The sequence below is a fragment of the Arthrobacter sp. Ha26 genome, assembly GCF_059091705.1.
The window spans coordinates 943,534-968,770 of sequence record NZ_JBNHGX010000001.1 but is presented as its reverse complement, the minus strand read 5'-3'; the positions used below and the strand labels follow the sequence as shown (position 1 = coordinate 968,770).

The window sequence follows — 25,237 nt, the reverse complement described above, 5'->3', positions numbered from 1 at the left end:
GTGGCCTCCCTAATTCCGGGCCGGACCCTGTCGGCTCCTCCTGGTGGTCACTACACTGGAACCCATGACCGAGCAGGACCCGGCCCCAGGCAGGGCCGCTGCGGTTCCCGACGGCGGGAAAAGCCTTCGCGAGGACATCACCGGCACCTCCACACCGCCCGACGACGGCGACGCTTTGCGCCTGGCCGAGCCTGACGCCGTTGACACTTCCCTGCGCACCCCGGCCGAACGGTCCCGCACCTTCGCGGGGATTTTGGTGAACACTGCCCTTGCCAATGTCACCACCAGCTATCTGTGGTTTGCGCTGACCTTCTGGGTGTACCTGGAGACCCGCAACGTGATTGCCACCGGGGTGGTGGGTGGCGCGTATATGCTGCTGATTGCCCTGTCCAGCATCAGCTTCGGCACCTTCGTGGACCGCTACCGCAAGCTCGCCGTGATGCGTTTCGCCGCCGGTTTCACCCTGGTGATGTTTGTGCTGTCCGGAGTGATGTTCCTGCTCACGCCTGCCGCCGCGTTGCTGGACCTGGCAGGGCCGTGGTTCTGGGTCTTTATGGTGGTCATCCTGGTGGGCGCGGTGGTGGAGAACATGCGCAATATCGCACTGTCCACCACTGTCACCATCCTCATCGAGCCGGACCGGCGCGCCAACGCGAACGGGGTGGTGGGCATGGTGCAGGGGCTCGCGTTTATCGTCACCTCGCTGCTTTCGGGGCTGTCGGTGGGACTGCTGGGCATGGGCTGGACCATCGTCGTCGCACTCGTCCTCACGGCGCTCGCCTTCGCGCACCTGCTCACCCTCCGCATGCCTGAGGAAGTGCGTGCGGCGGCAACAGACGCACACGGCAGCTTCGACTTCCGCGGCTCCCTCGCCGCAGTGCTGGCCATTTCCGGGCTGTTCGCGCTGATCCTTTTCTCCACGTTCAACAACTTCATCGGCGGCGTCTACATGGCGCTTATGGACCCTTACGGCCTGGAGATGTTCCCCGTGGAAGTGTGGGGGATGGTCTTCGCGCTCGGCTCCACCGGCTTCATCATTGGCGGGGCGTTGATCGGCAAGTTCGGCCTGGGGTCCAACCCGCTGCGCAGCCTGCTCCTGGCGGTAGCGGCCATGGGGCTCCTCGGCGCGGTCTTCACCCTGCGCGAATGGGCATGGCTGTATATCGCGGGGATCTGGCTGTACCTGGTGCTGATCCCGGTGGTGGAGGCCGCCGAACAGACCGTCATCCAGCGGGTGGTGCCGCTGGAGCGGCAGGGGAGGGTGTTCGGATTCGGCATGGCGTTTGAGTCTGCGGCAGCGCCCATCACGTCATTCCTCATTGCCCCGATTGCCCAGTTCTGGATCATCCCCTACGCGCGGTCCGCCGAGGGCGCGGCCCAGTTGGAGCCGCTCTTGGGCGAGGGCACCTCGCGCGGTATAGCCCTGGTGTTCCTGATCGCGGGGATCATCATGATTGCCGCTGCCCTGCTGGCGTTCCTGACCCCGGTGTACCGCCGGGTGTCGGCAGAATATGCGGAGGCGGCGGGGACCGCGCACCCGGAGGGTTAAACGCCCGGGGGAAAGCTGCGGGACGTGATGGGGCGTCCGGGCGAAAGCCGCAGGACGTGATGGGGCGCCCGGGGGAAAGCCGCAGGACGTGATGGGGCGTCCGGGGGGAGGGCTAGATTCCCAGGGCGTCTTTCAGCGCTGCCACGTGGCCCTGGGCCTGCACCTGGTACTGGGCGAGCGTGACCTTGCCTTCGGGGTCCACCACAACAGTGGAGCGGACGATGCCCTCGACGATCTCGCCGTCCACCAGCTTCTCGCCCCAGGCGCCGTAGGCCAGGGCAACCGAGTGGTCCTCGTCGGAGAGCAGGGGGAAGGTGAGGGAGAAGTCGCCGGTGAAGCCGGCCAGTGCCTCGGGGGCGTCGGGGGAGATGCCAATGACTTCGTAGCCCTTGCCCTGCAGGGAGGCCAGGCTGTCGCGGAAGTCGCAGGCCTCGGTGGTGCAGCCGGGGGTGGCGGCCTTGGGGTAGAAGTACACGATGACGTTCTTGCCACGGTAGTCGGCCAACGCAGTCTGGCGGCCCTGGGCGTCCTGAAGGGTGAAATCAGGGGCCTGGGTTCCGGGCTGAAGCTTGGTGGTCAGGGTCTGGCTCATGGCGTTCCTTTGGAAGTCTTTGTCAGGTAATGGCAAAACATCAAGTGAAGCGGGTTCCCGCTTAGTCGTACAACTCCTGCGTCATATGCAGTATTCCGCCGGACCCCGCACAGTTGCGCAGGCGCCCGGCATAAACCGGTAGCCGCCGCCCCGGACGGTGGCCACGGCATGGCGGGCATTGCCAAGTTTCCGGCGGATGCGGCCCACGTAGACGTCGATGGACCGGGCTGAGGCGCCGGGGGTTTCGAAGGAGTCGAGGAACTCCTGGAGTTCCTCCCGCCCCACGGTCCGGGACAGGTGCGTCACCAGGTACCGGAGCACTTTGAACTCGACGCCGGTCAGCGCCACGGGTGCGCCGTCGAGCAGGACCTGGTCGGCGGCCAGGTCTACGGCCACCCGGCTGACAGGTCCGGCCGACGGCGGCAGCCGCGTGCCGCCGTCGTCCTCGCCCGGTGCCTCTGCAGGTGCCCCACGACGTGCCTCCTCCAGGGACCCGTTGAGGGACCCGTCGAGGGACCCGTTGAGCAGCCCGCCAGGTGCCTCGCCGGGAGTGCCGGGGTTCTCCGCTGCGGAAGTACTGCGAGAGGAGTCGTCTGCAGCGCCTTCCGTTTCAGCGGAGACCCCGGACGTGGGGGCTCCGGCGGCAGGCCAGTGGACTTCCGCCTCCGGAGCAGTTTGTAGGGCCCGGGCCAGGACCAGTTGGGCGGCGCGGGCCAGCAGTTCGGGGCTGGTGCCTTCTTCGGGAACCACCCACACAGCGAGGCCGCGGGCAGCGGCCTTCCGTGAATGCAATCCTGGCCGCGCCCCCGCCCCCGGATAGTGAGCTTCCACTGCCATGGCGCGTCCTTAGACTCCGCCGCGGCGGATCAGCTTGCCCGTGGGGGTCTGGCCGTCCACTGGGGTGCCGCGCAGGAAGGTCTTGCGGACCACGCCGGAGAGGGCCTTGCCGTCGTAGGGGGTGATCGGGTTCTTGTGCTTGAGCTTGGACACGTCCACCACAAACGCCTCGTCCGGGGCGAAGACGGCGAAGTCCGCGTCGTAGCCCAGCGCCAGCTGGCCCTTGTTGGTGAGCCGGGCCAGCGCGGCGGGCTTCGCGCCCATCCAGCTGACAACCTGCTCCAGCGGGATGCCGCGGTGCCGGGCCTCGGTCCAGATCAGGGACAGCCCCAGCTGCAGCGATGAGACGCCGCCCCAGGCCACGGCGAAGTCGCCGTTCTCCAGGTCCTTCAGGTCCAGGGTGGAGGGGGAGTGGTCCGAGACGATGCAGTCGATGGTGCCGTCCAGCAGGCCCTGCCACAGCAGCTCCCGGTTGGAGGCCTCACGGATGGGCGGGCAGCACTTGTAGGCGGTGGCGCCGTCGGGGATTTCTTCCGCCATCAGCGTGAGGTAGTGCGGGCAGGTCTCCACGGTGAGCTTCACGCCGTCGCGCTTGGCTGAGGCGATCATGGGCAGGGCGTCCGACGACGAGAGGTGCAGGATGTGCGCACGCGCACCGGTCCAGCGGGCCCGTTCGATGACCTCGGCGATGGCCTTGTTCTCGGCGCCGCGGGGGCGGGAGGCCAGGAAGGTGGAGTAGTGGTCGCCGCCCGGGTGCGGGGCGCGGTCGATGGCGTGCGAGTCCTCGGCGTGCACGATCATCAGCGAATCGAAGGACTTCAGCTCCGCCATGTCCTCCTCCATTTCGTCCGCGTCCAGGTGCGGGAACTCGTCCACGCCGGAGTGCAGCAGGAAGCATTTGAAGCCGAATACGCCCTCATCGTGCAGCGCGCGCAGGTCTCCCTTGTTGCCGGGGATCGCGCCGCCCCAGAATCCGACGTCGATGAAGGCTTGGTCCTCGGCAACTTCGCGCTTGAGCTTGAGGTTTTCCACGGTGGTGGTGGGCGGCACGGAGTTCAGCGGCATGTCGATGATGGTGGTCACGCCGCCCGCTGCCGCGGCCCGGGTGGCGGAGGCGAAGCCCTCCCACTCGGTGCGGCCGGGCTCATTGACGTGGACGTGGGTGTCCACGAGACCCGGGATCAGGGTTTCGTCGTCGGCCAGTTCGATGACCTCGGCGCCGGCCAGGCCGTTGCCCAGCGGCTCGAGGGCCACGATCTTTCCGCCGCGGACACCCACTTCCCGGGGTGCCAGGCCGGCGGTGGTGAGGATGCGCTGGCCGCGGATGACCAGGTCAAAACGTTCTTCAGACATGGAGGTCCTCCTTGGTGGTAGCGGTGCCGGCCGGCGTGTTGGCCGCCAGCCGTCCGCTGATCTGCGTGCCCAGCTGCTCCAGAAGCTGCGAAGCCTCTGCTATGCACCTGTCTACATTGCTTTCGAGTTCGGTCAAAGCGTAAACATCTTCGAATCCTGCGGCGTTCGCCTGGCCCGCCCCAAGCGTGGTCCGGCCGCAGACGGCGATCACGGGTACGCCTTGGGCCGCGGCTGCCCGCGCAACGCCCATGGGCGTTTTGCCCAGCAGGCTTTGCTCGTCCAGGCTGCCTTCGCCGGTGATCACCAGGTCGGCGCCGCCCAGCCGGTCAGCCAGCCCCGTGAATTCGAGGACGACGTCGATGCCCGGGCGGCGGGTGGCGGCCAGTACGGCGATGGCTGCGTAGCCAACGCCTCCGGCTGCCCCGGCGCCCGGGGCTTCCGCCGCCTTTTGTGCGCGAGGACCGATTTCCCTGGCCAGGACTTCGACAAACCTGGCCAGGGCGGCGTCGAGCAAGTCGACGTCCTGTTGTGCTGCGCCCTTCTGCGGGCCGAAAATCGCAGCGGCGCCCTGGGCGCCCAGCAGGGGATTGTCGACGTCGGACGCCAGCACAAAGCGTGTGTTCCTCAGCCGGGGTTCGAACCCGCTGAAGTTGATCCGGTCCAGGTGCGCCAAAGCAGCACCACCTGGCGGAAGTTCATTGCCATCCGCATCGAGGAACCGTGCGCCGAGCCCCTGGAGGACTCCGGCGCCGCCATCGGTGTTGGCGCTGCCGCCCACGCCGAGGATGATGCGGTTGCAGCCTGCGTCCAAGGCGGCGCGGATGAGCTGGCCCGTCCCAAGGCTCGTGGCCGTGCGCGCCGCTGCCGGGCCCGGCCGTCCCCCAACCAACGCTCCGGCGGGGAGCAGGGCCAGGCCCGAGGCGGCCGCCATTTCGATGACCGCCTCATTGCCCCGGACGGCGAAGTCGGCCGTGACCGGTTCGCCGACGGGTCCCGCCACTTCGGCACTCCGGCGGGTGAATCCGGAGCCGACGGCGGCATCCAGGGTGCCCTCACCGCCGTCGGCTACGGGAATCCGGAGGACCTCAAGGTTCCCGCCCGCTCCGCGCTGCAAGCCCTTTTCCAGGTGCTTGCAGACGTCCGGAGCGGACAGGGATCCCTTGAACTTGTCCGGGGCAATGACGATCCGCATGGCTGTCTTTCCTCTTTCAGGCCTGCAGGTTCACGCCTGCAGGGCCAGGATGGCGGTGGGGGCGTCGGCGGCGGACTCGGCAAGATCCTCGAACTCGTTCACCGCGTTGATTTCCACACCCATGGAGATGTTGGTGATCTTTTCCAGGATCACTTCCACCACCACGGGAACCTGGAACTCGCCCATCAGTGCCTTGGCTTTGTCGAAGGCGGCGGCGAGGTCGTTGGGGTCCTCCACGCGCACTGCCTTGCACCCCAGGCCCTCGGCCACCTTCAGGTGGTCCACGCCGTAGCCGTTGGTCTCGGGTGAGTTGATGTTGTCGAACGCCAGGGACACGTTCTGCTCCATGTTGAACCCGCGCTGCGACTGGCGGATGAGGCCCAGGTAGGAGTTGTTCACCACCACGTGGATGTACGGCAGGTTGAACTGCGCGCCCACGGCCAGTTCCTCGATCATGAACTGGAAGTCGTAATCGCCGGAGAGGGCCACCACGGTCTCGTCCGGGTTGGAACGTGCGACGCCGAGCGCGGCCGGAGCGGTCCAGCCCAGGGGTCCTGCCTGGCCGGCGTTGATCCACTTGCGCGGGCCGAAGACGTGCAGCATCTGGGCACCGGCGATCTGGGACAGGCCGATGGTGGACACGTAGATGGTGTCGCGGCCGAAGGCCTTGTTCATCTCCTCGTACACCCGCTGCGGCTTGATGGGGATGTTCTCGAAGTGCGTCTTGCGGTGCAGTGAGGCCTTGCGCTCCTGGCATTCGGCAACCCAGCCGCTGTAGTCCGGCAGGGACCCGGCCGCCTTGCGCTCCTTGGCGAGCTCAACCAGCCCTGCCAGCGCCGCGCCGGCGTCGGACGCGATGCCCAGGTCCGGCGAGAACACGCGGCCGATCTGCGTGGGCTCGATGTCGATGTGAACGAACTTCCGACCGGCCGTGTAGGTCTCCAGGCCGCCGGTGTGGCGGTTGGCCCAGCGGTTGCCGATGCCGATCACGAAGTCGCTGTGCAGGTAGTTCTCGTTGCCGTAGCGGTGCGAGGTCTGCAGGCCCACCATGCCGGCCATGAGCTGGTGGTCGTCGGGGATGGTGCCCCAGCCCATCAGGGTTGGGATGACCGGAACGTTCAGGATTTCGGCCAGTTCCACCAGCTGTGCGGAGGCGCCGGCGTTGATGATGCCGCCGCCCGCCACGATCAGCGGGTGCTGGGCTGCCGTCAGCATGTCCAGGGCCTTTTCCAGCTGCTTGCGGGATGCCTTGGGCTTCTCGATCGGCAGCGGCTCGTACGTGTCGATGTCGAATTCGATCTCGGCCAGCTGCACGTCGATGGGCAGGTCCAGCAGCACGGGGCCGGGGCGGCCGGAGCGCATCAGCTGGAAGGCCTTCTGGAAGGCGCCGGGAACCTGGCCGGGCTCCAGGATGGTCATGGCCATCTTGGTGACGGGCTTGGCGATGGACTCGATGTCCACGGCCTGGAAGTCTTCCTTGTGCAGCTTGGCCACCGGGGCCTGGCCAGTGATGCAGAGCATGGGGATGGAATCGGCCCAGGCGGCGTAGAGGCCGGTGATCATGTCGGTGCCGGCGGGGCCGGAGGTGCCGATGCAGATGCCGATGTTGCCGTCCTTGGCGCGGCTGAAGCCGTCGGCCATGTGGCTGGCGCCTTCAACATGGCGGGCCAGGGTGTGGCGGATGCCGCCGTGGGCGCGCATGGCGGAGTAGAAGGGGTTGATTGCCGCGCCTGGCAGGCCGAACGCCTCGATGGCGCCTTCCTTTTCCAGGATGGCAACCGCTGCATCAACGGTACGCATCTTGCTCATGGTGTGCTCCTTGGAAGCTTGAAAGTCTGTTTTTGGGTGTAGTGGGGGAGCCGCCGTCGTGATCCACGACGGCGGCTGCCCTGGTTGTGCTTGTTATTGCGCCTTGGCGCCGGGGTTACTCCCGGCCGCTGAGCTGGAGGACCTGCTTGAAGAGTCCCGAGTGGTCCAGTGCGCCGTCGCCCTGGTTGACGGTGGCGGCGACGAGCTGTGCGACGACGGCGCCGAGGGGGACGGCGACGTTGGCTTCGCGGGCGGCGGAGGTGACGATGCCCAGGTCCTTGTGGTGCAGGGCGAGGCGGAAGCCGGGGTCGAAGTTGCGGTCCAGCATCTTCTGGCCCTTCTGATCCAGGACCTTGGAGCCGGCCAGGCCGCCGCCAAGGACCTTGAGGGCGGCGTCGGTGTCCACGCCGTAGGCCTCGAGGAAGGCGATGGCCTCGCCGAGGACCTCGATGTTGACGGCGACGATGAGCTGGTTGGCTGCCTTGACGGTCTGGCCGGAGCCGGAGGGGCCGACGTGGACGATGGTCTTGCCGACGGCGTTCAGCACCTCGGCGGCGGCGTCGAAGTCTTCCTTGTCGCCGCCGACCATGATGGAGAGGACGGCGTCGATGGCGCCCTGTTCGCCGCCGGAAACCGGGGCGTCGAGCGGGCGGATGCCGGCTTCGCGCGCTTCGTCCGAAAGGCGCTTGGCGACGTCGGGGCGGATGCTTGACGCGTCGATCCAGAGCGTGCCCTTTTTGGCGTGGGCGAACACGCCTTCTTCGCCGCTGACGACGCCTTCCACGTCGGGGGAGTCCGGCACCATGGTGATGACGACGTCGGCCTCCTTGACGGCGTCGGCGATGCTGGTGGCACCCTTTCCGCCTTCGGAGACGAGCTTGTCGATCTTGTCCTGGCTGCGGTTGAAGCCGGTGACGGTGTGGCCGGCCTTGACCAGGTTGATGGCCATGGGCAGGCCCATGATTCCGAGTCCAATAACTGCAACGTTGCTCATGATGTTCTCTTTCTGGAAAGTCTGTGTGGTGGTGCGGTGGTCGAGCCCGGGGGTGGGACCGTTACTGGGAGATCCGCTGGCGGATGGCCCAGCTGAAGGCCGTTTCCTGCGGTTCCTTGTACTCGAGGCCGATGTAGCCCTCGAACCCGAGTTCGCGGCTGCGGGCGATCCATTCGCCGAGCGGGAGGGTGCCGGTGCCCGGGGCGCCGCGGCCGGGGTTGTCCGCGATCTGGATGTGGCCGAAGTCCTTGGCGTGGTTCTCGATGACGGATTCGACGTCGTCGCCGTTGACGGACAGGTGGTAGAAGTCCGCGAGGAGCCTGACGTTGGTTGCGCCGGCCTCGGCCTTGACGCGGGCGATGACCTGGAGTGCGTCGTCGGCTGTGAGGAGCGGGTACCTGGGTGCGCCGCTGACGGGTTCGAGGAGGACGGTGCCGCCGATCCGGGCCACGCCTTCTGCTGCTGCGGCGAGGTTCTTGACGGCGAGCTCGTCCTGCTCTTCGGGGGTGAAGTCGTCCTGGCAGTTGCCGTAGAGGGCGTTGAAGGCTTTGCAGCCCAGGCGCTCGCCGATGCCGGCGACAACGTCGATGTTGTCCTTGAACTCGGAGCAGCGTCCCTTCCAGGACACCAGGCCGCGGTCACCGCCGGGCATGTTGCCGGCGTTGAAGTTCAGGCCGGTGAGCTGGACGCCGGCGTCCGTGATGGCGTTCTCGAATTCGGTGACCTGGGTGTCGGAGGGTACGGAGCTTTCGAAGGGCCACCAGAACTCGACGGCATCGAAGCCCGCTGCCTTGGCGGCGGCAGGGCGCTCGAGCAGGGGCAGCTCCGTAAGGAGGATGGAGCAGTTCACTGTGTACGTCATCGTAGGTCCTTCCGGGGAGGGCTTTGATCCATATTCCCCTGCTTCCCCGGCCTCTCGGTCGGTTTCCGCTTTGTGGAATTTAGATTCTGCTTTATGAAAAGTGTAGGGAAGGAGGGTGGGGGGAGTCAAGGGGGCCCGGATGCGGAAGGATGCTGCAAGCCCTCACCCTCCAGTAGGTCCGGTGAGCCATTGACTTCAGGGGTGGTGGGACTACGGTTATAGATACGCTGGCACTGTTTGGCGAACACGTATGCGCCGGGGCAGAGGCGTGTATGGCCAGGTCTCGATATACTTCACCGCTCGTCGGTATCCGAACCCATCGTCTGGTTCGCAACCAGGCGTCCTCTTCTGATCAATAGGCTGTGTCCACATGACCGCGAATTTCATCAGAGCATTGGCAGTTAAGTCGTTTGATGATCCTGATAGGAAGCGTTGCCCGGACAAGGCGGAGTTCGACCTCGTCACTGTTGATGACTACTCGGTGGCGCGGCTGATCCTCGCCCCCGGCTGGCGGTGGTCCGAGTCGGCCAAGCCTGCCGAGCAAACTGACTACTGCGAGCATCACCACCTCGGCTACTGCATTTCCGGGCAGCTTGAGGTTGAAACGGCCGACGGCGGGAGGTCAACCATCCGCACCAATGATTCCTATGCGCTTCCTCCCGGCCATGATGAATGGGTGGTGGGCGATGAGCCCTTCGTCGCCGTCGAGTTTCTCGGCGCTGCCTCGCTGGGCAGGCCCCGCAGCTTTGGGATGCACGCCCTGCTCTAAGCTTTTCCTGCTGACCTGATCAGTCGCTGAAAGCCGCCGAGTCACCCGGCGGGCAGTGCCTGCCGCCGACGCTGGACTTCCAGTGCGCCGGCGCCCACCAAGGCCATGGCGATGGCGAGCATAACGATGGATCCGGCTCCGCCCGCAGGCCCGAGGGTAGCGGCCAGGATTTGGCGCGCCATCAGGGCCATCTCGTCAAAGTCGCCCAAGTACACCCGGGTGCCGAAGACGTAATTGACCGAGGTGAACAATGCCGGAACCACCCACAGCAGGACCAGGTCCGCAACCCACACCAGCACCCGGCCGGGAGGCCGAAGGCCGCACCAGGCCAGCGCCACGCCCACCAGGACCGGCGGTAGCCAGTGCCCCAGCACGAGGACCACGTCAGGAACATTGCCGACGCCGCTGAGGTTTACGAACCACTCGACCACCCAGGACGCAAAGGGTACGGCCATAAGTCCTGCGCCGAGGGCAACGCGTGGCTTGGGCCGCGACGCGAGGAGGAGGAGCGCCACCAGGCTTGCAGCGATGGCGGCAACCACCCCGGCGAGCAGGCCCCCGAAGTAAAGACCGGATGCCGATCCCGGAGCCAGTCCAGCGCGGACAATACTGAAAGACTGAACGGTGGCCCCACACTGCACGGCGAGGACCCCTGCTGCGGTGGTCCAGGTGGCCGCACGGCGTCGTTCTGGCTTGCACAACCGGACGGCGACACCCGCAACTGCTCCGCCCACCGTCATCAGCGCGACGAGTGTGGTGAGTTCGTACTGGCTCAGCGGCAGGAGCGATAGCGGCATCTGCTCCGGAAGGACGTCCCTCGCCCACAGGTTCTGCAGCGGCAGCTGTGCGCCGGAAACCAGCCAAGGCGCCAGGCCCAGCAAACCCGCCAGCACTCCGATGAGAGCGCACGTCCACAGGCTCATCCTGCGCTCCCGCTCCAGGGCGGGTGTTGCTAACGGTGCAGCGACTGACCGTGGCCCGGTCGGGTTGGCATGGCTCATGAAGGCTCCTTTGCCCGTTGTGTGAGCACAGGGCAGTGCTGGTGATGGCTGCGTAAGAGGACAGCAGAATAATACACCGACTGGATTAACCGTGTTTCCGGTGGAAACAGGAGCGTCCGGCTTGGGGGAGGGCGGAAGGACCTGCGGCAGGGTGGAAAGAGGCGCGACGGCAGCGGGACTCCGCCGTCGCCGTCGTACCTCCCTGTGATTAACCCCTGATGATAGGGATCCTGCGGCGTTCAGTAGTTTCGGGGTCGGGCGCCGGCACACGGACCTCAAGCACACCGTCGCGGTAGGTGGCCTTCACGTCATTTTGGTCTGTGGGGCCGGGGAGCGTGATGGAGCGCGAGAACGTGCCGTAACGGAATTCGGACCGGTATCCGTCCTTGCCCTTGTGTTCCGACTTCTCTTCCCGCCGGACAGTGATCCGCAGCTGGTCGCCGGTCAGGGTGATGTCTACGTCCTTCTCGGGGTCGATGCCGGGGACCTCGGCCTTAACCACCAGCGTCCCATCTTCCCGGTACTCCTCGGTCCGGAGCCAGGTGTCCATGTCCCCTTCGAAGAAGCGCCGAAGGGGTTCGGTGATGTCGGAACCGGTCCGCCGAAGAATGCTGTTGTTCATCCCAAGTACTCCTTTCGATCGATTTGCTGCGCTTGGGCTGCGGCGAGCTAGTGCATCACGTTCCTAGGACTATTTTCGGCCGGAATTGCCGCCTCTGCCACACCCTTTAGGCCTTCAACCGCCGCTTAATACTTCCGCATCACGGATTTATCTTTCCGGAAACATCATTTTTCTACCGTTGCTCATGACCCAGCGGCATCCCGTGTGCCGGCCGTCTTCAACGAACAGGCACCGCCATGAACATCAGCGCCACGGCAGCACCCTCACCGCAACCGGATACCCGGGCCAGCAGGAAACCGCTGTATAAATCACTCTTCTTCCAAATCCTGGTTGCGGTACTCGTCGGGATCCTGATAGGCCACTTCTGGCCCAATATCGGCGCCGGGCTCCGGCCCCTCGGGGACGGGTTCATCCAGCTCATCAAGATGATCATCGCGCCGCTGATCTTCCTTGTGATCGTTACCGGGATTGCGGCGGTCAGCGACGTCAAGGCTGTGGGGCGGGTGGGGATCAAAGCGCTCGCTTATTTCACGGCAGCAACGCTCTTCGCCCTGGTGTTCGGGCTTGTGGTGGGAAACCTGGTCCAGCCGGGGGCGGGACTGAACATCGATCCGGCGTCGCTGTCCCAGGATGCCCTTAACGCGAAGACCACCACAGCGCCGCCCACGGATGCAGGCACATTCCTCCTCGGGATCATCCCCGCCAGCGTGGTGGGTGCCTTTGCCAGCAACAGCCTCCTGCAGGTGCTGTGCTTTGCGGTGTTCTTCGGGGCCGCCATCATTGCGGTGGGGCGCGACCGGTGCCTTCCGGTGATCACGCTGATGGAAACTGTGCTGGAGCTGTTCTTCAAGATCATGGCCTGGGTGATGCGGGTGGCTCCCGTCGGTGCCTTCGGGGCCATGGCGTTCATCATCGGACAGTACGGACTGGAATCGCTCGGCACGTACGCCCTGCTCATAGCTGCCTGCTACGGTGCTGCCCTCGTATTCATTGCACTGCTGTTCGTGGTGGCATGGGTGTATCCGCGGGTGCCGCTTTGGCAGTTCATGAAGTACACGCGGGAAGAATTCCTCCTGGCCCTCGGTACCGCCTCCACCGAGTCCGTGCTTCCGCGCATCATGAGCAAGCTGACCAATGCCGGCTGTTCTCGGGCCACCACCGGCCTGGTGGTCCCCACCGGCTACTCCTTCAACCTGGACGGTGCAGCCCTGTACCTGTCCATTTCGCTGCTGTTCCTGGCGCAAGCTTTCGGCCACAACCTGGATCTTGGGCAGCAGCTCGCCGCCCTGGGTGTCCTGATGCTGACCTCGAAGGGTATGGCCGGCGTGCCCGGTTCGGCGTTCCTGGCGCTCTCCGCGACGGCGGGTGCCCTGGGGATTTTTCCCGTCGCCGGCGTCGCGCTCCTCCTTGGCGCGGACCGGCTCATGGACTCCATGCGCGTGGTGGTGAACCTGCTGGGGAACTGCGTGGCCACATTTGTTGTGGCCAAGTGGGAGGGCCAGTTTGACAGGGCCGCGATGCTCCGCGCCTTTGCCGGTGAGAGCACGGCCCGACAGAGCACTGCGGGAGAGGACACGGCCGGAGAGAGCACGGCTAGTGAGGGACCAACAGCGCCTGCCCTCACCGCCACCGTGCCCTAGCTTCCCCGTTCTGTCGTGCCCGTGCCGCACACTATCCCCATGACCTTTGCGAATGTGGGAAGTCTCGGAACCAAACCCGGCCGGCGCGACGCCGTGGTCTCCATCCTCCTCCGCCCCATGCCGGGATTGAAGGAAGCCGGTTGCCTGCTCTACGAGGTGGGCGTGAACGACGAGTCGGCGGATACGGTGTTCGTGTGCGAGCTGTGGGAATCGCCGGAGGCGCACCGGGCGTCGCTGCAGTTGGACAGCGTACGGGCAGCCATTGCCGAGGCCATGCCCCTGCTGTCCGGTGAGATGGGCGGCAACCAGTTCAGGGTGCTGGGGTCTCCGCTGCACTGACCGCGGAATCAGCCCGCGGATGGTGTGCTGCTCACCCCTGTGCCTTCTGCCCCTCAGCCGCTAGGCTGACCGGCATCGACTGCACTGTACCAATGCAGACCCACGAACGGGGTAAGGGAGACACATGAAACCGCTGCCTGCACTTGAGCTTGTTGCCCGACTGGAAGACGCCGACTGGCTGGATCCTGTGGCCAAAAAGGTCCGGAAGTTCGTCAAACGCACCATCCGCCCGCAGTGGGCCCGCGACATCCTGCATGGAGTTCCCATCGGGCACCCGGTTCATCCGCTGGCAGTCCAGGTTCCGCTGGGTTCCTGGATTTCAGCCGCAGTCCTGGACGCACTACCCGGCAACGACAAGGCGGCAACCGTCCTGATCGGCGTGGGCAGCGCAACCGCTGTGCCTTCCGCCGTGGCCGGTTTTATGGATTGGTCGCAGCTCCACAGCCAGCAGCAGCGGGTGGGACTTGTCCATGCAACAGCCAACATCACGGCCGTCAGCCTCTACACCGCGTCACTGGTGGCGCGTGGGCAGGGACGGCAGGGGGCAGGGAAGGTGCTCGCCTATCTGGGCCTGGGCGTAGTCAGCTTCGGCGGCTTCCTGGGCGGTCACCTGAGCTACCGGCAGGCAGCCGGCGTGAACCACAGCGAGGATGTCCCGCACCGTTTTCCCAGCGGCTGGCAGCAGCTTGCGCCATTGGAGGACCTGCCGGACGGGAAGCTCCACCAGCGCGTCGTGGCGGGGCTTCCGCTGCTCGTGTTTCGGGAGGGGGAGTCTGTGAGTGTTCTGTCCGACGTCTGCAGCCACCTCTCCGGACCTCTGCACGAGGGCAAGCTTAAGGGCGGCAACCGGGCTGGTGGTTCAGGTAACGACGGCGGCGACCCCTGCGTCGTGTGTCCCTGGCACGGCAGCACCTTCTCGTTGCGTACCGGCGAGGTGCAGGCCGGACCGGCAACTTCCCGGCAGCCGCGGTTCGAATCACGGGTCACTGGCGGACTCGTGGAAGTGAACCTTCCCGGCGCAGACTGACTCTTTTGGCGCAGCTCAAGTTTTCAGGCGGCTTCAGGACTTCACCATGTTCCACTCCCGCTCCCACTCTTTGAGCGGGTCTTTCGGCAGTTTCGGTGGGTGGGCGTAGAAGTCGGCCCAGATGGGGTCGTCCGGCGGGAAGTCGTGGGGATCTTCAAGGTTGTCATCGACTGGTTCTTCAAAGGGCGGGTCAACGTTCGGGAAGTCCATGAATCCCGGCGTTTCCGTTGCTTGGGTCAAATGCCCGGTTGGTTCCGTTGCAGGGGTCAGGAGTCCGGGTGGCCATTGTGGTGGTTCCCGGTCGGGTTGTTCGGGTGGCCGCTGTGGTGCACCGGTCGGGAGCCCGGATGGCCGCTGTGGTACACCGGTCGGAAGCCCGGCTGTGTCGGTTGCGCGGGTCAGGAGTCCGGGTGGCCAGTGTGGTGGTTCCCGGTCGGGTTGTTCGGCTTTGTAGTGGCGGCCGGTGGGTGAGGTCCAGCCGGGTGGTTCGGTGTGGGTTGCTGGGGTGGGGTTCCAGCGGGTGTTGTGTTTGAGGCGGTGGTGTTTGGGGCAGAGTTGGGCGAGGTTGCTGATGCCGGTGGTTCCGCCGTGGTGCCAGGCTGTGAGGTGGTCGGTGTCGTTGTCCGGGGATGGGTTGTTGCAGCCGGGGAAGGTGCATTTGCCGTCCCTGAGGTGCAGGGCTTTTTTCATGGCTGTGGTGAGGCGGTAGTTGGTGCGGCCGATTTCCAGTGGCGCCCCGTCGCGGGGATCGACCAGGACCCGGTAGAACGAGGTGGCACCGTCGGTGACGAGTTTGCGGGCCATGGAGGCCGGGATCGGGCCAAACCCGTCGAGGGTGGCGGGTTCGTCGGTGGCGCCGAACAGTGCGAGGACCGGGACGGTGACGAGCACGTCGACCTTGGGTGCCGGGACTTTGCCCACCTCCGGGTATCTATTGCCGCTGGCGGGTTCGTGGTCGGCGGTGCCGGTTGCAGCGGGGGCGCGGAGCAGGAGGCTGGCGGCGATGTCGGCTTTTAGTTGGGTGAGGGTGCGCGGTTCGTCGGGGCCTTGGAGGCCGCGGGCGAGGGCGGTGGTGCGGTTCCAGATGGCTGATGCCTGGCCGGCGGGGAGGTAGAGCGACACCCAGGCCATGCCGTCGCGGTCCGGGGTGCATTCCATCCGCCGGTCCGCGGCGCTTTTGGTGTGGCGTTTTTCGAGGGATTCGGGGTGGTGGCGTTCCAGCTACGGACTCGGGACCGGAAGCGGGACGGTATCAGTTCGCCGGCGGCGGCTCCGCGGGCCGGGTTCGGGTTCAGGACATGGGCGACGAGGGCGGCCGCGCCGGTGGGGTCGAGGCTGTCTGTTTCGTCGGCGATGATCCGGGCGTGCATCCAGGAGATGGTCCCGGCGGACAGGGCGTCCATGGCAAGTGGCAGGGCGGTGAGTTGGCGGGATTGGGTGACGAGTGCTCCGGCGGCGGCGGAGCTGATGGTCAGCGACCCCGGCGATTTCCTCGACCGCGGACATCTCGGCGTAGGTCCGTTCATGTGCGGGCGCGTCCGGTGGGGTCATCGCGTGCTGAATTTCGATCGCCTCGGCTGCGTCCCGGGCTTTCACCGCGGCCAGTTGGGCCTCCAACCGAGACACTACCGACATCCGTTCCAGCCGGATCTCATACTGGCGCTGCAGCACATCCACACCAGCATCGCGACTACCACCGGCACCGGCGCCGGCTGCAGTGCCAGCTTCCAGCCGGTCATCTTCGAGGAACAGCGCATCGAGGCCCGCGACGGAGGCATAAATGCCCTCCATCGCCGCTGCCATGCCCTCGCCGTTTCCCATACGAACATCATCTAACGGGGGTCTGACAATTCGGGCTGGCCCAGGTCCGGGTGCGGCTGGCGGGCAAGCCCGGCCGACTATGCGGGTGCAGCCACCCACTCGCCCCGGCGCAGAACTCCTGCCAGCTTCAGTTCACGGTCAACCACAACGACGTCGGCAGGCATCCCCACGCCAAGGTCACCTGCCTTCCCCGACAGTCCCAAGACCCCCGCCGGGACTGCGGTGGCCGACGTGACCGCCTCCCGCAAGGGGACGCCGGCGGCAACGGTGGATCGGACAACGTCCAGCAATGTGGCAGTTCCGCCGGCGATGGCACCAGTGTTGTCCACGCGCGCCACGCCTCCCCCAACCGTGACGGCCAGGGGCCCCAGCCGGTATTGGCCATCAGCCAGACCCGTAGCGGCCATGGAATCCGTTACCAGCGCGATGTTCTCCGCTCCCACCAGCTCGAAGACTGTCTTGACGGTTTCCGGGGCGAGGTGGACGCCGTCAGCAATAAGTTCCACCACCGCAGTCCCGCCCCGCGCTGCACTCAGGCAGGCGGAGACCGGACCAGGGGAGCGATGGTGCATGGTGGGCATGGCATTAAAGAGGTGGGTCACGGTGGGTCTCCGGCCAGCGCCGGAAGAATCGGCAAGTCCGACGGCGGCCCGCTCCAGGAAGGCAGCCGCACCGGAATGTTCGGCTGCAGTGTGCCCCAACGAAGGGATGGCCCCACGTGATGTGAGCAGGTCCACCAGGCCCGACGCACCCGGCAGTTCGGCCGCCAGGGTCATCGAAGCCAGGGAAGGACCAGCCGCCTCGAAGAGTTCAGTCAGGAGTTCGGCGTCGGGTTCCAGCAGCAGCGCGGGGTCATGCGCCCCGCACTGTTGGCCGGACAGGAACGGGCCTTCAAGATGCGATCCGGCCACCAGCCCCTCCTTAGTCAGCGACCGCAGCACCTTCAGGTTCCGGACCAGGTCCGCCGGCGCTCCGGTGACCAAACTGGCCAGCAGTGTTGTGGTGCCCCGGCTGTGAAGGTAGCGGGCAGCAGCGCGGGAGCCCTCCTCCGATCCTTCGGCGAAGTCAGTGCCATGGGCGCCGTGGCAGTGGAGGTCCACCAGGCCGGGCAACAGTATGCGGGCAGAGTCCCCGGCAGCAACTGCACCACCGGCCTCGCCAGGAAATCCCGACGCCGGCCCGGCGTAGGTAATCCGGCCGCCAGCCACCGCGACGAGTCCGTCGTCGACATCCATGCTTGAGGACACCACGCGCCCCCGAAGTATCAATTCCCCGCCCATCACGCAGCCTTTCGCAGAGCCGCCGCCATGCCGGCAGCGAGTATGGGATCTGCAACACGCGCCCTGGACCCGGTGGAAGGGTCCAGTCCGCGGGCTGACGTGTGAACGGCATGGACGCCGGCGCGGACCAGTTCCGGCATCAGTTCCAGGCGTACTCCGCCGCCGGCCATGATCTGTACCGACGGCGCGTGGTTCCGTCCCAGCTCCACCAACCGCGCCAGCATGGGGAGCCCGGCGGTGCAGTCGGCGCTTCCGCCGCTGGTCAGCACGCGGTTGACGCCGGCGCGTTCCAGCCTCGCCAAGGCATCAGCAGGGTCCGCGCCGGCAGCGAGGGCGGCGTCGAACGCGCGGTGGAAGGTTACTTCAGCAGTGGGATGGCGACGGCGGGCCACCTCAGAAAGGCGCAGGAGGGCGGGAACGTCCGGTCCGCCGTCGGCCGCCAAAACCCCCACGACGACGCCAGCGGCACCTGCATCCAATGCCGCCTCCACGTCCCTCTCCAGCACCTCAAGCTCGGCGGCGGTATAGGTGAAGCTGCCGGTGCGCGGGCGGACCAGGACGTGGACGGGCAGTCCCACGAGGCACGCCTGCTCCACCGTGGCAATGCTCGGCGTGATGCCGTCCGTCTCGGCGAGGGCAGCGCACAGTTCCACCCGTGCTGCGCCCACTGACTCCGCCAACCGGACGCCGTCGGCACTCTCCACGGCCAGCTCAAGGTGCGGCAGCCCCAGGACCCTTTGAATCCCTGCCACCCTCAGAGCCCCTGCCAGGCGGGCTTGCGCCCAAACGTGTCCTGGTAGTACTCCCGGTGAGCCAGCCTGGATGCCGCTGCCTCATCCACCAGGACCGTGACGTGCGGATGAAGCTGCAGCGCGGAGGCCGGGCAGATCGCGGCAACCGGACCCTCCACGGCCACCGCGATCGCCTCTGCCTTGGCCTCGCCCATCGCCAGCAGCAACAGGTGCCGGGCCTCCCGGATGGTGCCCAGGCCTTGGGTGAGGACATGGTCCGGAACAGCCGCGGGATCCGCGAAAAAGCGCGCGTTGTCCTTACGGGTCTGCTGTGTCAGCGTCTTGATACGGGTCCGGGATGAAAGCGAGGACATTGGCTCGTTGAAGCCCACGTGGCCGTCCGTGCCGATCCCCAGGATCTGGATGTCCACTCCGCCTGCCGCCGCAATAGCGGCCTCATACCGCTGTGTCTCGCCCTCGAGGTCCTCCGCCACACCATCCAGCCCATGCACTGCCCCGGCCGCAAAGTCCACGCTGTCCACGAATTCCTCCCGGATCACCGAGTGGTAGGACTGCGGGTGTGCACTGGGCAGGCCCACATACTCATCGAGGAGGAAAGCCTGCGCCCCGGCAAAGCTCAGCCCGTCATTCCGGTGCCGTGCGATGAGTTCCCGGTACGTGCCGAGGGGTGTGGACCCCGTGGCCAGGCCAAGGACGGACGGGCCGCTGCGGACCTGCTGCTCGATGGCGTCTGCGGCCGTGCGGGCCACGTCTGCGGGTGTGGGAAGGATGACGATTTCCATAGATGAAGATGCTTTCGGTGTCGGTGTGCCTGCGGAGTGAGCAGTACGGGGGCAGTGGCGGTGCGGGTTACTTCGCGGCGTCCGTCTCCACGGTGACCTCGTCATCCTCGCGGCCGGGGGTGCGAAGGTTCCAGCGCTTGATCACGAAGGAGAAGAGGAAGTAGTAAATCACCGCGTAACCGAGCCCGATGGGAATGAGCAGCCAGCCGTTCTGTGATTTGCCGAAGTTCAGGACAAAGTCGATCAGGCCGGCAGAGAACGTGAAGCCGTGATGGATACCCAGCGCGTTGACCAGGGCCATGGACGTTCCGGTCAGGGCGGCGTGGACGATGTAGAGCGGGAACGCCACGAACATAAAGGCGTACTCAAGCGGTTCGGTGATGCCAGTGAAGAAAGCGGTCAGGGCGGTGGAGAGCATGATGCCGCCCACGATCTTCTTCTGCGAGGGTTTCGCGTGGCGCCAGATGGCAAGTGCTGCTGCCGGCAGGCCGAACATCATGATGGGGAAGAATCCGGTCATGAAGATACCCGCGCTGGGGTCACCGGCGAAGAAGCGGTTGAGGTCACCGCGGACCAGGTGGCCGGAAGCGTCGGTGTAGTCGCCGATGAGGAACCAGACGCCCGAGTTCAGGATGTGGTGGAGTCCGGCGGGGATCAGCATGCGGTTGGCGAAGCCGTAGATGCCCCCGCCCACTACAGCGTTGCTGGCCACGGCCTGGCCCACTGCGGAAAGGCCAGCGTTGAAGAGCGGGTAGGCCAGGGCAAGGACGACGCCGGCCACCAGGCTGGTAACGGAGGTCAGGATGGGCACCAAGCGGCGGCCGCTGAAGAATCCGAGGAAGTCGGGCAGTTTTGTGCGGTAGAACCGCTGCCATAGCGATGCGGAGAGCAGGCCCACCACAATGCCGGCGAGCACGCCGTAGTTGATCATGGCGGGCTTGCCGGCCGGATCAACCTGTCCGGCCAAGACCAGCGGGGACATGGCCTTGAAGACTCCGTCGATCACCATGTAGCCAACTACGGCGGCCAGTGCCGTGGAACCGTCGGCCTTCTTGGCCCAGCCGATGGCAATGCCCACGGCGAAGATGAGCGGCAGCCAAGTGAAGACGGCATTGCCGGCGGCGGAGATGACGGCGGCGCCGCCTTCGAATCCAGGGATGGCGCCGAGCAGGTCGGCCTGGCCGATACGCAGGAGGATGCCTGCGGCGGGAAGGACAGCGATGGGCAGCATCAGGGTGCGGCCCAGGTGCTGCAGGGTGGCAAACGCCTTGTTTGGCTTCTTTTCGGGAGCCAAGGCGGCGGTCTCGGATGTTGACATGGTTGCACCTCTGCGGGTTCGGGTGGGGCTTGTAAAGGAGGGGTTCCAGCCGGTACTGTCTGGTTATGACCAGTTCAGTGTGATCCATCCCACGAGCGCCTGTCAAGGCAAGGGGAAAGCCAGCCGGACCATTCAAATAGCCGGCGGTGGAAGACATAATTGGTCGCACTTGGGCCGCCGGCCCCGGTGATGAAGCTGTGCTCCGAGCGGGCACCGTCAGAAAGGGCAACCATGTCCAAAGCAGAAAAGATCATCGAAGGCCTGGGCGGAGCCGGCAACATTGTGGAGATTGAAGCCTGCATTACCCGCCTCCGCACTGAGGTCAAGGATGGTGCCCTCGTGAATGAGGCGTCGCTGAAAGCCGCCGGAGCCCACGGCGTGCTGGCCTCCGGCACGGCCGTCCAGGTCATCGTTGGCCCCGAGGCCGACACCCTGGCCGAAGACATCGAGGACCTCCTCTAGTGGCGCAGTCCCTCGTGGTCCTCGCGCCCATCGCCGGTACCGTGGTTCCCCTTGCCGACGTCCCGGACCCTGTTTTCGCCGGCCAGATGGTGGGTTCCGGCGCCGCCGTGGAACCGCCGGCAGGCGAGATGTTCGACGTCGTGTCCCCCGTGGCGGGAAAGGTGATCAAGCTCCTGCCGCACGCCTTTGTGGTGGTTGAGTCCTCCGGGCGCGGCGTCCTCACCCATGTGGGCATCGATACGGTCAAGCTCAAGGGCGAAGGCTTCAAGCTGCTCATCGCCCAAGGCGACACTGTCGACGCCGGTGCCGCCGTCATGCGCGTCGATCCCAGCGCCGCCCTCGCGGCCGGTTACTCGATGGTGAGTCCCGTCGTCGTCCTCGACACCAAGCCGGACATGGCAACCCTTATCGGAAGCGGCACTGTCACCGCAGGGCAGGAGCTGTTCTCGCTGGACTGACGGGCCTGCTCCTAGAGCCGGACTTCCATATTCAGGGAGTAGCGGTCGGAGCGGTACCAGGAGCGTGAATGCTCGATGGCCAGGTGGCCTGAATAGGAGACCCGGTCGAATGCCAAGACCGGCGCTCCTGTTCCAGTGCCGAGGAGCGCCCCGACGTCTGCAGGGGCGCCCTCGGACTTCACGCTTTGGCGGGCCCTGTCGATCTGGTGCCCGAACTGCGCTGCGAGGGCTTTGTATACGGATCCGGTGAGGTCGATGTCCAGCAGCCCTGGTGCGTGCTCCGGGTTGTACCAGGCATCATCAACGCTGACCGGACGGCCGTCCGCCAGCCGGAGGCGCTTGAGATGGAAGGCCTCGGAACCCGGATTCAAGCTCAGCGCCTCGGCGGTGTCGTCAGGGACCGCGGCGGCCTCCGCCACCAGCACTACGGTGCTGGGAACGTGCCCCATGGCCTCCATTTCCTGGGTGAAGGAGGCCAGGTGCAGGGTGGACTGCACGGGGGAGTCCGCCACGAATGTGCCCTTAGCGGGAACGCGGACCAGGTGCCCTTCGTTGACCAGCCGGCCAATGGCGGCACGTACCGTGATGCGGCTGACGCCGTAGGAGTCCATCAGGGTGCGCTCGCTGGGGAGCCGGGCGCCCGGCTCCAGTTCCTCTTTTGCCAGCTTGAGGATGATCAGGCGCAACTGCTCATGCTTGGGGACCTGCGTGTTGTTGATGGGCGCGCTCGCCGCCGGAGCGCTGCTCCTTGATGGTGCTGTGGCTGGCACGGAAGGCCCCTTCGATCCTGGAGCGGTCCGGTGAGGACCACTTCCTCGGATTATTCCACACGCCACCGCCGGGGCAAGGGGAAGGCGAGGCTACTGGCCCGCCCATGACGAAGCCGAAATTAAAAGTTAGGCTCAGTTCTTTGCCAAGCTCCGGACATACCCTTAGTGTTAGAAACACTAAGCATGCTTTCTATTTCGAGGGGGTTGTACCTATGCGAAAAGTACCTGCGCTGGGAGTTTTGGCGGCAGCGATGATTGCACTGGCTGGCTGCACGGGCGGCGGCGGCGGCGGTGCGGCAAGCCCAACGTCCACCCAAACGGCTACCCAGAGCGCCAGTGCGTCAGCGGAGGCCAAGGTGTACACCGAGGATGAGCTCCGCGACCTGATCTCGGGAATGAAGGACGAGGACGGCAACGAGCTGAAGCTTTATTCCAAGGAGCAGGTGGACCAGGGCGGCAACATCGCCAACCTGCTCCTGAGCACGGCAACCGTGGACCCATCGGACTGCAAGGACATCGCCACCGCTGGGCTCCTGGACAAGGTGGAAAGCGGTGACGTTGCCGTTGCGCTTTCCGAGGGCGACCAGCCGCGCACCTTGTCCGCCCAGTCGGGCAGCGAGGGGCCGGACGCCGTCGAAGTCCTCGATAAGATCAGCGGCAAAATGGACCAGTGCGACAAGTTCTCGGTGACCGCGCTGGGTCAGACCTATGAGGTCAACAGCGAGGAACTCCAGGCCGACACTGACGCCGAGAAGACTTTCGCCACCCTCAGCACCCGCACGGGCGAGAACCAGCAGAAGCTGATGCAGGTATCCGCTGCCGAGGGCAAGCTCCTGGTGGTTGCCACCAAGAGCGGTGCAGATCTGGGTGACACAGACCAGAAGGAACTTGAGGACCTGATCAATGAGGTCCTGGAGAAGGCCGACGGCGGCAGCGGGACTTCCAGCCCCACGTCCACCAGCACCTCGGGTTCCACGCGCACATCCTCACCGACCGGTTCCGCGTCGGCTACGGCCACGTCAACGGAGAGTGAAGACAGCAGCATGTCCTCCGCATCGCCTTCCGCTTCACGGTAACCCCAAGGGCAGCACAAAGGCGGGCAGGATATTCCTGCCCGCCTTTCTGTACACAGCCGGTTAAGCCAGCCGGGGTTGCTGACGGCGCCGGCGTTGGCTTGACCGCAATCTGTAGCAGCAGTGACCGTAGGCTGGAGTCTTGACCCCGGGCACCACCGGGGGGAGAGCAGCCGGAACCCAGGTGAAAGGCAGAATCATGACCACGTCCAGTGAAGAGCCCCGCAACACCGCCGACCTTCGCGGTCCCGGCGATCCGGACGAAGCCAAAAAGCCGACGCAGGCCCCGCAGAGCGGCCAGCACCCGGAGCTCCCCGGCGCGGGCAACATCCGCGAGGAGCAGCAGGCGCATGCTGCGGGAACAGTGCCGGCGTCGTACTCAGGGAGCGGTGCACCGCCGCAGGAACACAAGCCCGAGGAAGCCCTGGACGAGCCGGGAAACTGGGACGACGACGTCTGATATGATCACCCGCGCCGATGTTGAGGATGCGGCCAGGCGCACGGCCGGGCTCACCCGGATAACGCCCGTCCTGCAGGCGGATGCAGATGCGTTCCCCGGGGAGGTGTGGTTCAAGTGCGAATTCATGCAGCACACCGGCACCTTCAAGGTCCGCGGTGCACTGAACCGCATCCTGGCCAGCAAGGAGCGCGGTGAGCTGGATCCCGCCGTGGGTGTTGTGGTCGCTTCCGGCGGAAACGCCGGTCTGGCCAACGCGTACGCGGCAGCCCAACTGGGAGTACCGGCAACGGTATTCGTTCCGGCTGCTGCGCCGGCCGTGAAGGTAAAAAAGCTCCGGGCCATCGGTGCCACTGTGATCCAGGGCGGAGCTGAATACGCTGAGGCGTACCAGGCCGCCGTGGCGCATGCGCAACAGTCCGGGGCCGTCTACTGCCACGCTTACGACCAGCCCGAGATCGCAGCCGGAGCCGGAACGGTGGGAACGGAAGTGCTGGAGCAGATCGCCGGAGTGGACACCGTGCTGGTGGCGGTGGGCGGCGGCGGGCTGATGGCCGGAATCGCTGCAGCGGTGGAACGCCATGCCCACGTGGTGGGCGTGGAGCCCGACAACGCGCCCACGCTTCACGCCGCCCTCGCCGCGAAAGAACCCGTCGACGTCGCAGTATCGGGCGTCGCCTCGGACTCCCTGGGGGCCCGCCGCATCGGTGACATCGGCTTCTCCGTCGCGGTCAGCACCGGCGTCGAGAGCGTCCTGGTGTCCGACGACGACATCGTCACCGCACGCTCACTCCTGTGGGACGACTACCGGCTGGTGGTGGAACACGGCGCCGCGGCTGCGTACGCTGCCCTGAGCTCCGGCCGCTACGTGCCAAGGCCGGGGGAGCGCGTGGCGGTCATCCTCTGCGGAGCTAACACGGACCCGGCCACCTTGTAGGGCAGCCGGGTCCGGTGCGCGGTCAACCAGCAGTAAAGGCTAGCTGCAGAACTTCTGGTAGGTGCTCCCGGCTTCCTCGTAGCTGGCCTGCAGTTCGGCAATCCTGGCCTCGTCCGGCGTCTCCTTGGCCTGCTCATCCGTGTATTCGAGGATGGACTCGAGGGCGGGCTTGAGGTCATCGGAGGCAACCTCGTGAATGGGCCGGATCTGGTTGGCGAGGCGGTTCATGCCCGTTTTGCCGGCGTTGTTGGCCGGGTTGGATACCACGCTCTGGATCCGCTCGCAGGTTTCCGCGGTGGTGAGCTGGTTGGAGGCGGTGCAGGCCGTGGCGGAGACAACGAGTCCGGCGGCGATCAAGGCTGTGGCGAGTTTCTTCATGGGTCCCTCAGTAGTTGATTGAGGTTTCGATTGTAAGCAGAACCGGGGCACGATTGCCGGTCCGTGGACCTTGCCCCCTTCCTTATGAAGGGGGCACCAAGTTCTGGCGGGGCTTCCTGCCGGTGCTTAAAATGGCACCACCATCGTGCGGAGCTGCCGCAGA

General features: G+C 66.0%; 27 protein-coding genes. 11 read left to right on the top strand and 16 right to left on the bottom strand.

The genetic code is table 11. From position 1 onward, the window contains the following. The first annotated feature begins 64 nt into the window (after positions 1-64). Positions 65-1,549, top strand: coding sequence for an MFS transporter (locus tag AC5RVY_RS04610; protein ID WP_493953504.1), 1,485 nt, complete (start codon positions 65-67; stop codon positions 1,547-1,549). Positions 1,550-1,661: 112 nt separating this feature from the next. Here AC5RVY_RS04610 and bcp read toward each other — a convergent pair whose 3' ends face one another. The 7 genes from bcp to AC5RVY_RS04575 form a co-directional block, all read right to left on the bottom strand. Next, complete coding sequence (gene bcp / locus AC5RVY_RS04605) at positions 1,662-2,141, bottom strand: thioredoxin-dependent thiol peroxidase (protein WP_493953503.1); 480 nt, start codon at positions 2,139-2,141, stop codon at positions 1,662-1,664. Positions 2,142-2,222: 81 nt separating this feature from the next. Continuing rightward, entirely contained in the window at positions 2,223-2,978 is a 756-nt protein-coding gene (locus AC5RVY_RS04600; RefSeq protein WP_493953502.1) for a winged helix-turn-helix domain-containing protein, read from the bottom strand. A gap of 9 nt (positions 2,979-2,987) precedes the next feature. Beyond that, positions 2,988-4,331, bottom strand: coding sequence for an allantoinase AllB (gene allB, locus AC5RVY_RS04595; RefSeq protein WP_493953501.1), 1,344 nt, complete (start codon positions 4,329-4,331; stop codon positions 2,988-2,990). After that, a complete protein-coding gene (locus AC5RVY_RS04590) occupies positions 4,324-5,523 on the bottom strand; it encodes a glycerate kinase (RefSeq protein ID WP_493953500.1) in 1,200 nt (399 codons plus the stop codon). The genes allB and AC5RVY_RS04590 overlap by 8 nt, the downstream gene beginning before the upstream one ends. Positions 5,524-5,553: 30 nt before the next feature. Next, positions 5,554-7,332, bottom strand: coding sequence for a glyoxylate carboligase (gcl, locus tag AC5RVY_RS04585; protein ID WP_493953499.1), 1,779 nt, complete (start codon positions 7,330-7,332; stop codon positions 5,554-5,556). A 115-nt stretch (positions 7,333-7,447) separates the two neighbouring features. Further along, complete coding sequence (locus tag AC5RVY_RS04580) at positions 7,448-8,329, bottom strand: 2-hydroxy-3-oxopropionate reductase (RefSeq protein WP_493953704.1); 882 nt, start codon at positions 8,327-8,329, stop codon at positions 7,448-7,450. Between the two features lie 58 nt (positions 8,330-8,387). Continuing rightward, a complete protein-coding gene (locus tag AC5RVY_RS04575; protein WP_493953498.1) occupies positions 8,388-9,188 on the bottom strand; it encodes a hydroxypyruvate isomerase family protein in 801 nt (266 codons plus the stop codon). A gap of 370 nt (positions 9,189-9,558) precedes the next feature. Between AC5RVY_RS04575 and AC5RVY_RS04570 the strand changes: the two genes are divergently transcribed. Continuing rightward, entirely contained in the window at positions 9,559-9,957 is a 399-nt protein-coding gene (locus AC5RVY_RS04570) for a cupin domain-containing protein (protein ID WP_493953497.1), read from the top strand. A 41-nt stretch (positions 9,958-9,998) separates the two neighbouring features. Here the strand turns inward: AC5RVY_RS04570 and AC5RVY_RS04565 are convergent, their stop codons facing one another. Both AC5RVY_RS04565 and AC5RVY_RS04560 read right to left on the bottom strand, forming a co-directional pair. Further along, on the bottom strand, positions 9,999-10,958 hold the full coding sequence (locus AC5RVY_RS04565) for a hypothetical protein (protein WP_493953496.1): 960 nt from the start codon (positions 10,956-10,958) through the stop codon (positions 9,999-10,001). Between the two features lie 208 nt (positions 10,959-11,166). Then, positions 11,167-11,580, bottom strand: a complete 414-nt coding sequence (locus AC5RVY_RS04560; RefSeq protein WP_493953495.1) for an Hsp20/alpha crystallin family protein — start codon at positions 11,578-11,580, stop codon at positions 11,167-11,169. A gap of 236 nt (positions 11,581-11,816) precedes the next feature. Here AC5RVY_RS04560 and AC5RVY_RS04555 point away from each other — a divergent pair, with 236 nt between their 5' ends. The 3 genes from AC5RVY_RS04555 to AC5RVY_RS04545 all read left to right on the top strand — a co-directional run bounded on the left by AC5RVY_RS04555 (position 11,817) and on the right by AC5RVY_RS04545 (position 14,586). Further along, complete coding sequence (locus AC5RVY_RS04555) at positions 11,817-13,220, top strand: cation:dicarboxylate symporter family transporter (protein ID WP_493953494.1); 1,404 nt, start codon at positions 11,817-11,819, stop codon at positions 13,218-13,220. Between the two features lie 39 nt (positions 13,221-13,259). Then, on the top strand, positions 13,260-13,559 hold the full coding sequence (locus AC5RVY_RS04550) for a putative quinol monooxygenase (protein ID WP_493953493.1): 300 nt from the start codon (positions 13,260-13,262) through the stop codon (positions 13,557-13,559). Positions 13,560-13,683: 124 nt separating this feature from the next. Next, entirely contained in the window at positions 13,684-14,586 is a 903-nt protein-coding gene (locus tag AC5RVY_RS04545) for a Rieske (2Fe-2S) protein (RefSeq protein ID WP_493953492.1), read from the top strand. Between the two features lie 33 nt (positions 14,587-14,619). On the opposite strand, the gene AC5RVY_RS04540 is transcribed toward AC5RVY_RS04545, so the two are convergent. Continuing rightward, complete coding sequence (locus AC5RVY_RS04540; RefSeq protein WP_493953491.1) at positions 14,620-15,744, bottom strand: HNH endonuclease signature motif containing protein; 1,125 nt, start codon at positions 15,742-15,744, stop codon at positions 14,620-14,622. 309 nt (positions 15,745-16,053) lie between these two features. On the opposite strand from AC5RVY_RS04540, the gene AC5RVY_RS04535 reads away from it, so the two are divergent. Then, positions 16,054-16,422: a hypothetical protein gene (locus AC5RVY_RS04535; protein WP_493953490.1), complete on the top strand. Its 369-nt coding sequence runs from the start codon at positions 16,054-16,056 to the stop codon at positions 16,420-16,422. Between the two features lie 62 nt (positions 16,423-16,484). Here AC5RVY_RS04535 and AC5RVY_RS04530 read toward each other — a convergent pair whose 3' ends face one another. The 4 genes from AC5RVY_RS04530 to AC5RVY_RS04515 form a co-directional block, all read right to left on the bottom strand. Then, positions 16,485-17,687 carry an N-acetylglucosamine-6-phosphate deacetylase gene (locus AC5RVY_RS04530; protein WP_493953489.1) on the bottom strand — a complete coding sequence of 401 codons (1,203 nt, stop codon included), beginning with the start codon at positions 17,685-17,687 and terminating at the stop codon, positions 16,485-16,487. Next, entirely contained in the window at positions 17,687-18,439 is a 753-nt protein-coding gene (locus AC5RVY_RS04525) for a copper homeostasis protein CutC (protein WP_493953488.1), read from the bottom strand. Before AC5RVY_RS04525 ends, AC5RVY_RS04530 begins: the two co-directional genes overlap by 1 nt. Positions 18,440-18,441: 2 nt before the next feature. Continuing rightward, positions 18,442-19,221: a glucosamine-6-phosphate deaminase gene (gene nagB, locus AC5RVY_RS04520; RefSeq protein WP_493953487.1), complete on the bottom strand. Its 780-nt coding sequence runs from the start codon at positions 19,219-19,221 to the stop codon at positions 18,442-18,444. Between the two features lie 67 nt (positions 19,222-19,288). After that, positions 19,289-20,539, bottom strand: a complete 1,251-nt coding sequence (locus tag AC5RVY_RS04515; RefSeq protein WP_493953486.1) for a PTS transporter subunit EIIC — start codon at positions 20,537-20,539, stop codon at positions 19,289-19,291. 231 nt (positions 20,540-20,770) lie between these two features. Between AC5RVY_RS04515 and AC5RVY_RS04510 the strand changes: the two genes are divergently transcribed. Further along, entirely contained in the window at positions 20,771-21,001 is a 231-nt protein-coding gene (locus tag AC5RVY_RS04510; protein WP_493953485.1) for a PTS sugar transporter subunit IIB, read from the top strand. Next, complete coding sequence (locus AC5RVY_RS04505) at positions 21,001-21,459, top strand: PTS sugar transporter subunit IIA (RefSeq protein WP_493953484.1); 459 nt, start codon at positions 21,001-21,003, stop codon at positions 21,457-21,459. The genes AC5RVY_RS04510 and AC5RVY_RS04505 overlap by 1 nt, the downstream gene beginning before the upstream one ends. 11 nt (positions 21,460-21,470) lie before the next feature. Here the strand turns inward: AC5RVY_RS04505 and AC5RVY_RS04500 are convergent, their stop codons facing one another. Next, positions 21,471-22,229 carry a GntR family transcriptional regulator gene (locus tag AC5RVY_RS04500; RefSeq protein WP_493953483.1) on the bottom strand — a complete coding sequence of 253 codons (759 nt, stop codon included), beginning with the start codon at positions 22,227-22,229 and terminating at the stop codon, positions 21,471-21,473. Between the two features lie 212 nt (positions 22,230-22,441). Here AC5RVY_RS04500 and AC5RVY_RS04495 point away from each other — a divergent pair, with 212 nt between their 5' ends. The 3 genes from AC5RVY_RS04495 (at position 22,442) to AC5RVY_RS04485 (ending at position 24,696) form a co-directional block, all read left to right on the top strand. After that, a complete protein-coding gene (locus AC5RVY_RS04495; protein ID WP_493953482.1) occupies positions 22,442-23,305 on the top strand; it encodes a hypothetical protein in 864 nt (287 codons plus the stop codon). Between the two features lie 196 nt (positions 23,306-23,501). Then, positions 23,502-23,762, top strand: a complete 261-nt coding sequence (locus AC5RVY_RS04490; protein ID WP_493953481.1) for a hypothetical protein — start codon at positions 23,502-23,504, stop codon at positions 23,760-23,762. 1 nt (position 23,763) lies between these two features. Beyond that, positions 23,764-24,696, top strand: a complete 933-nt coding sequence (locus tag AC5RVY_RS04485) for a threonine/serine dehydratase (protein ID WP_493953480.1) — start codon at positions 23,764-23,766, stop codon at positions 24,694-24,696. Positions 24,697-24,735: 39 nt separating this feature from the next. Here the strand turns inward: AC5RVY_RS04485 and AC5RVY_RS04480 are convergent, their stop codons facing one another. Then, a complete protein-coding gene (locus tag AC5RVY_RS04480; protein ID WP_493953479.1) occupies positions 24,736-25,074 on the bottom strand; it encodes a hypothetical protein in 339 nt (112 codons plus the stop codon). Between the last annotated feature and the right edge of the window lie 163 nt (positions 25,075-25,237).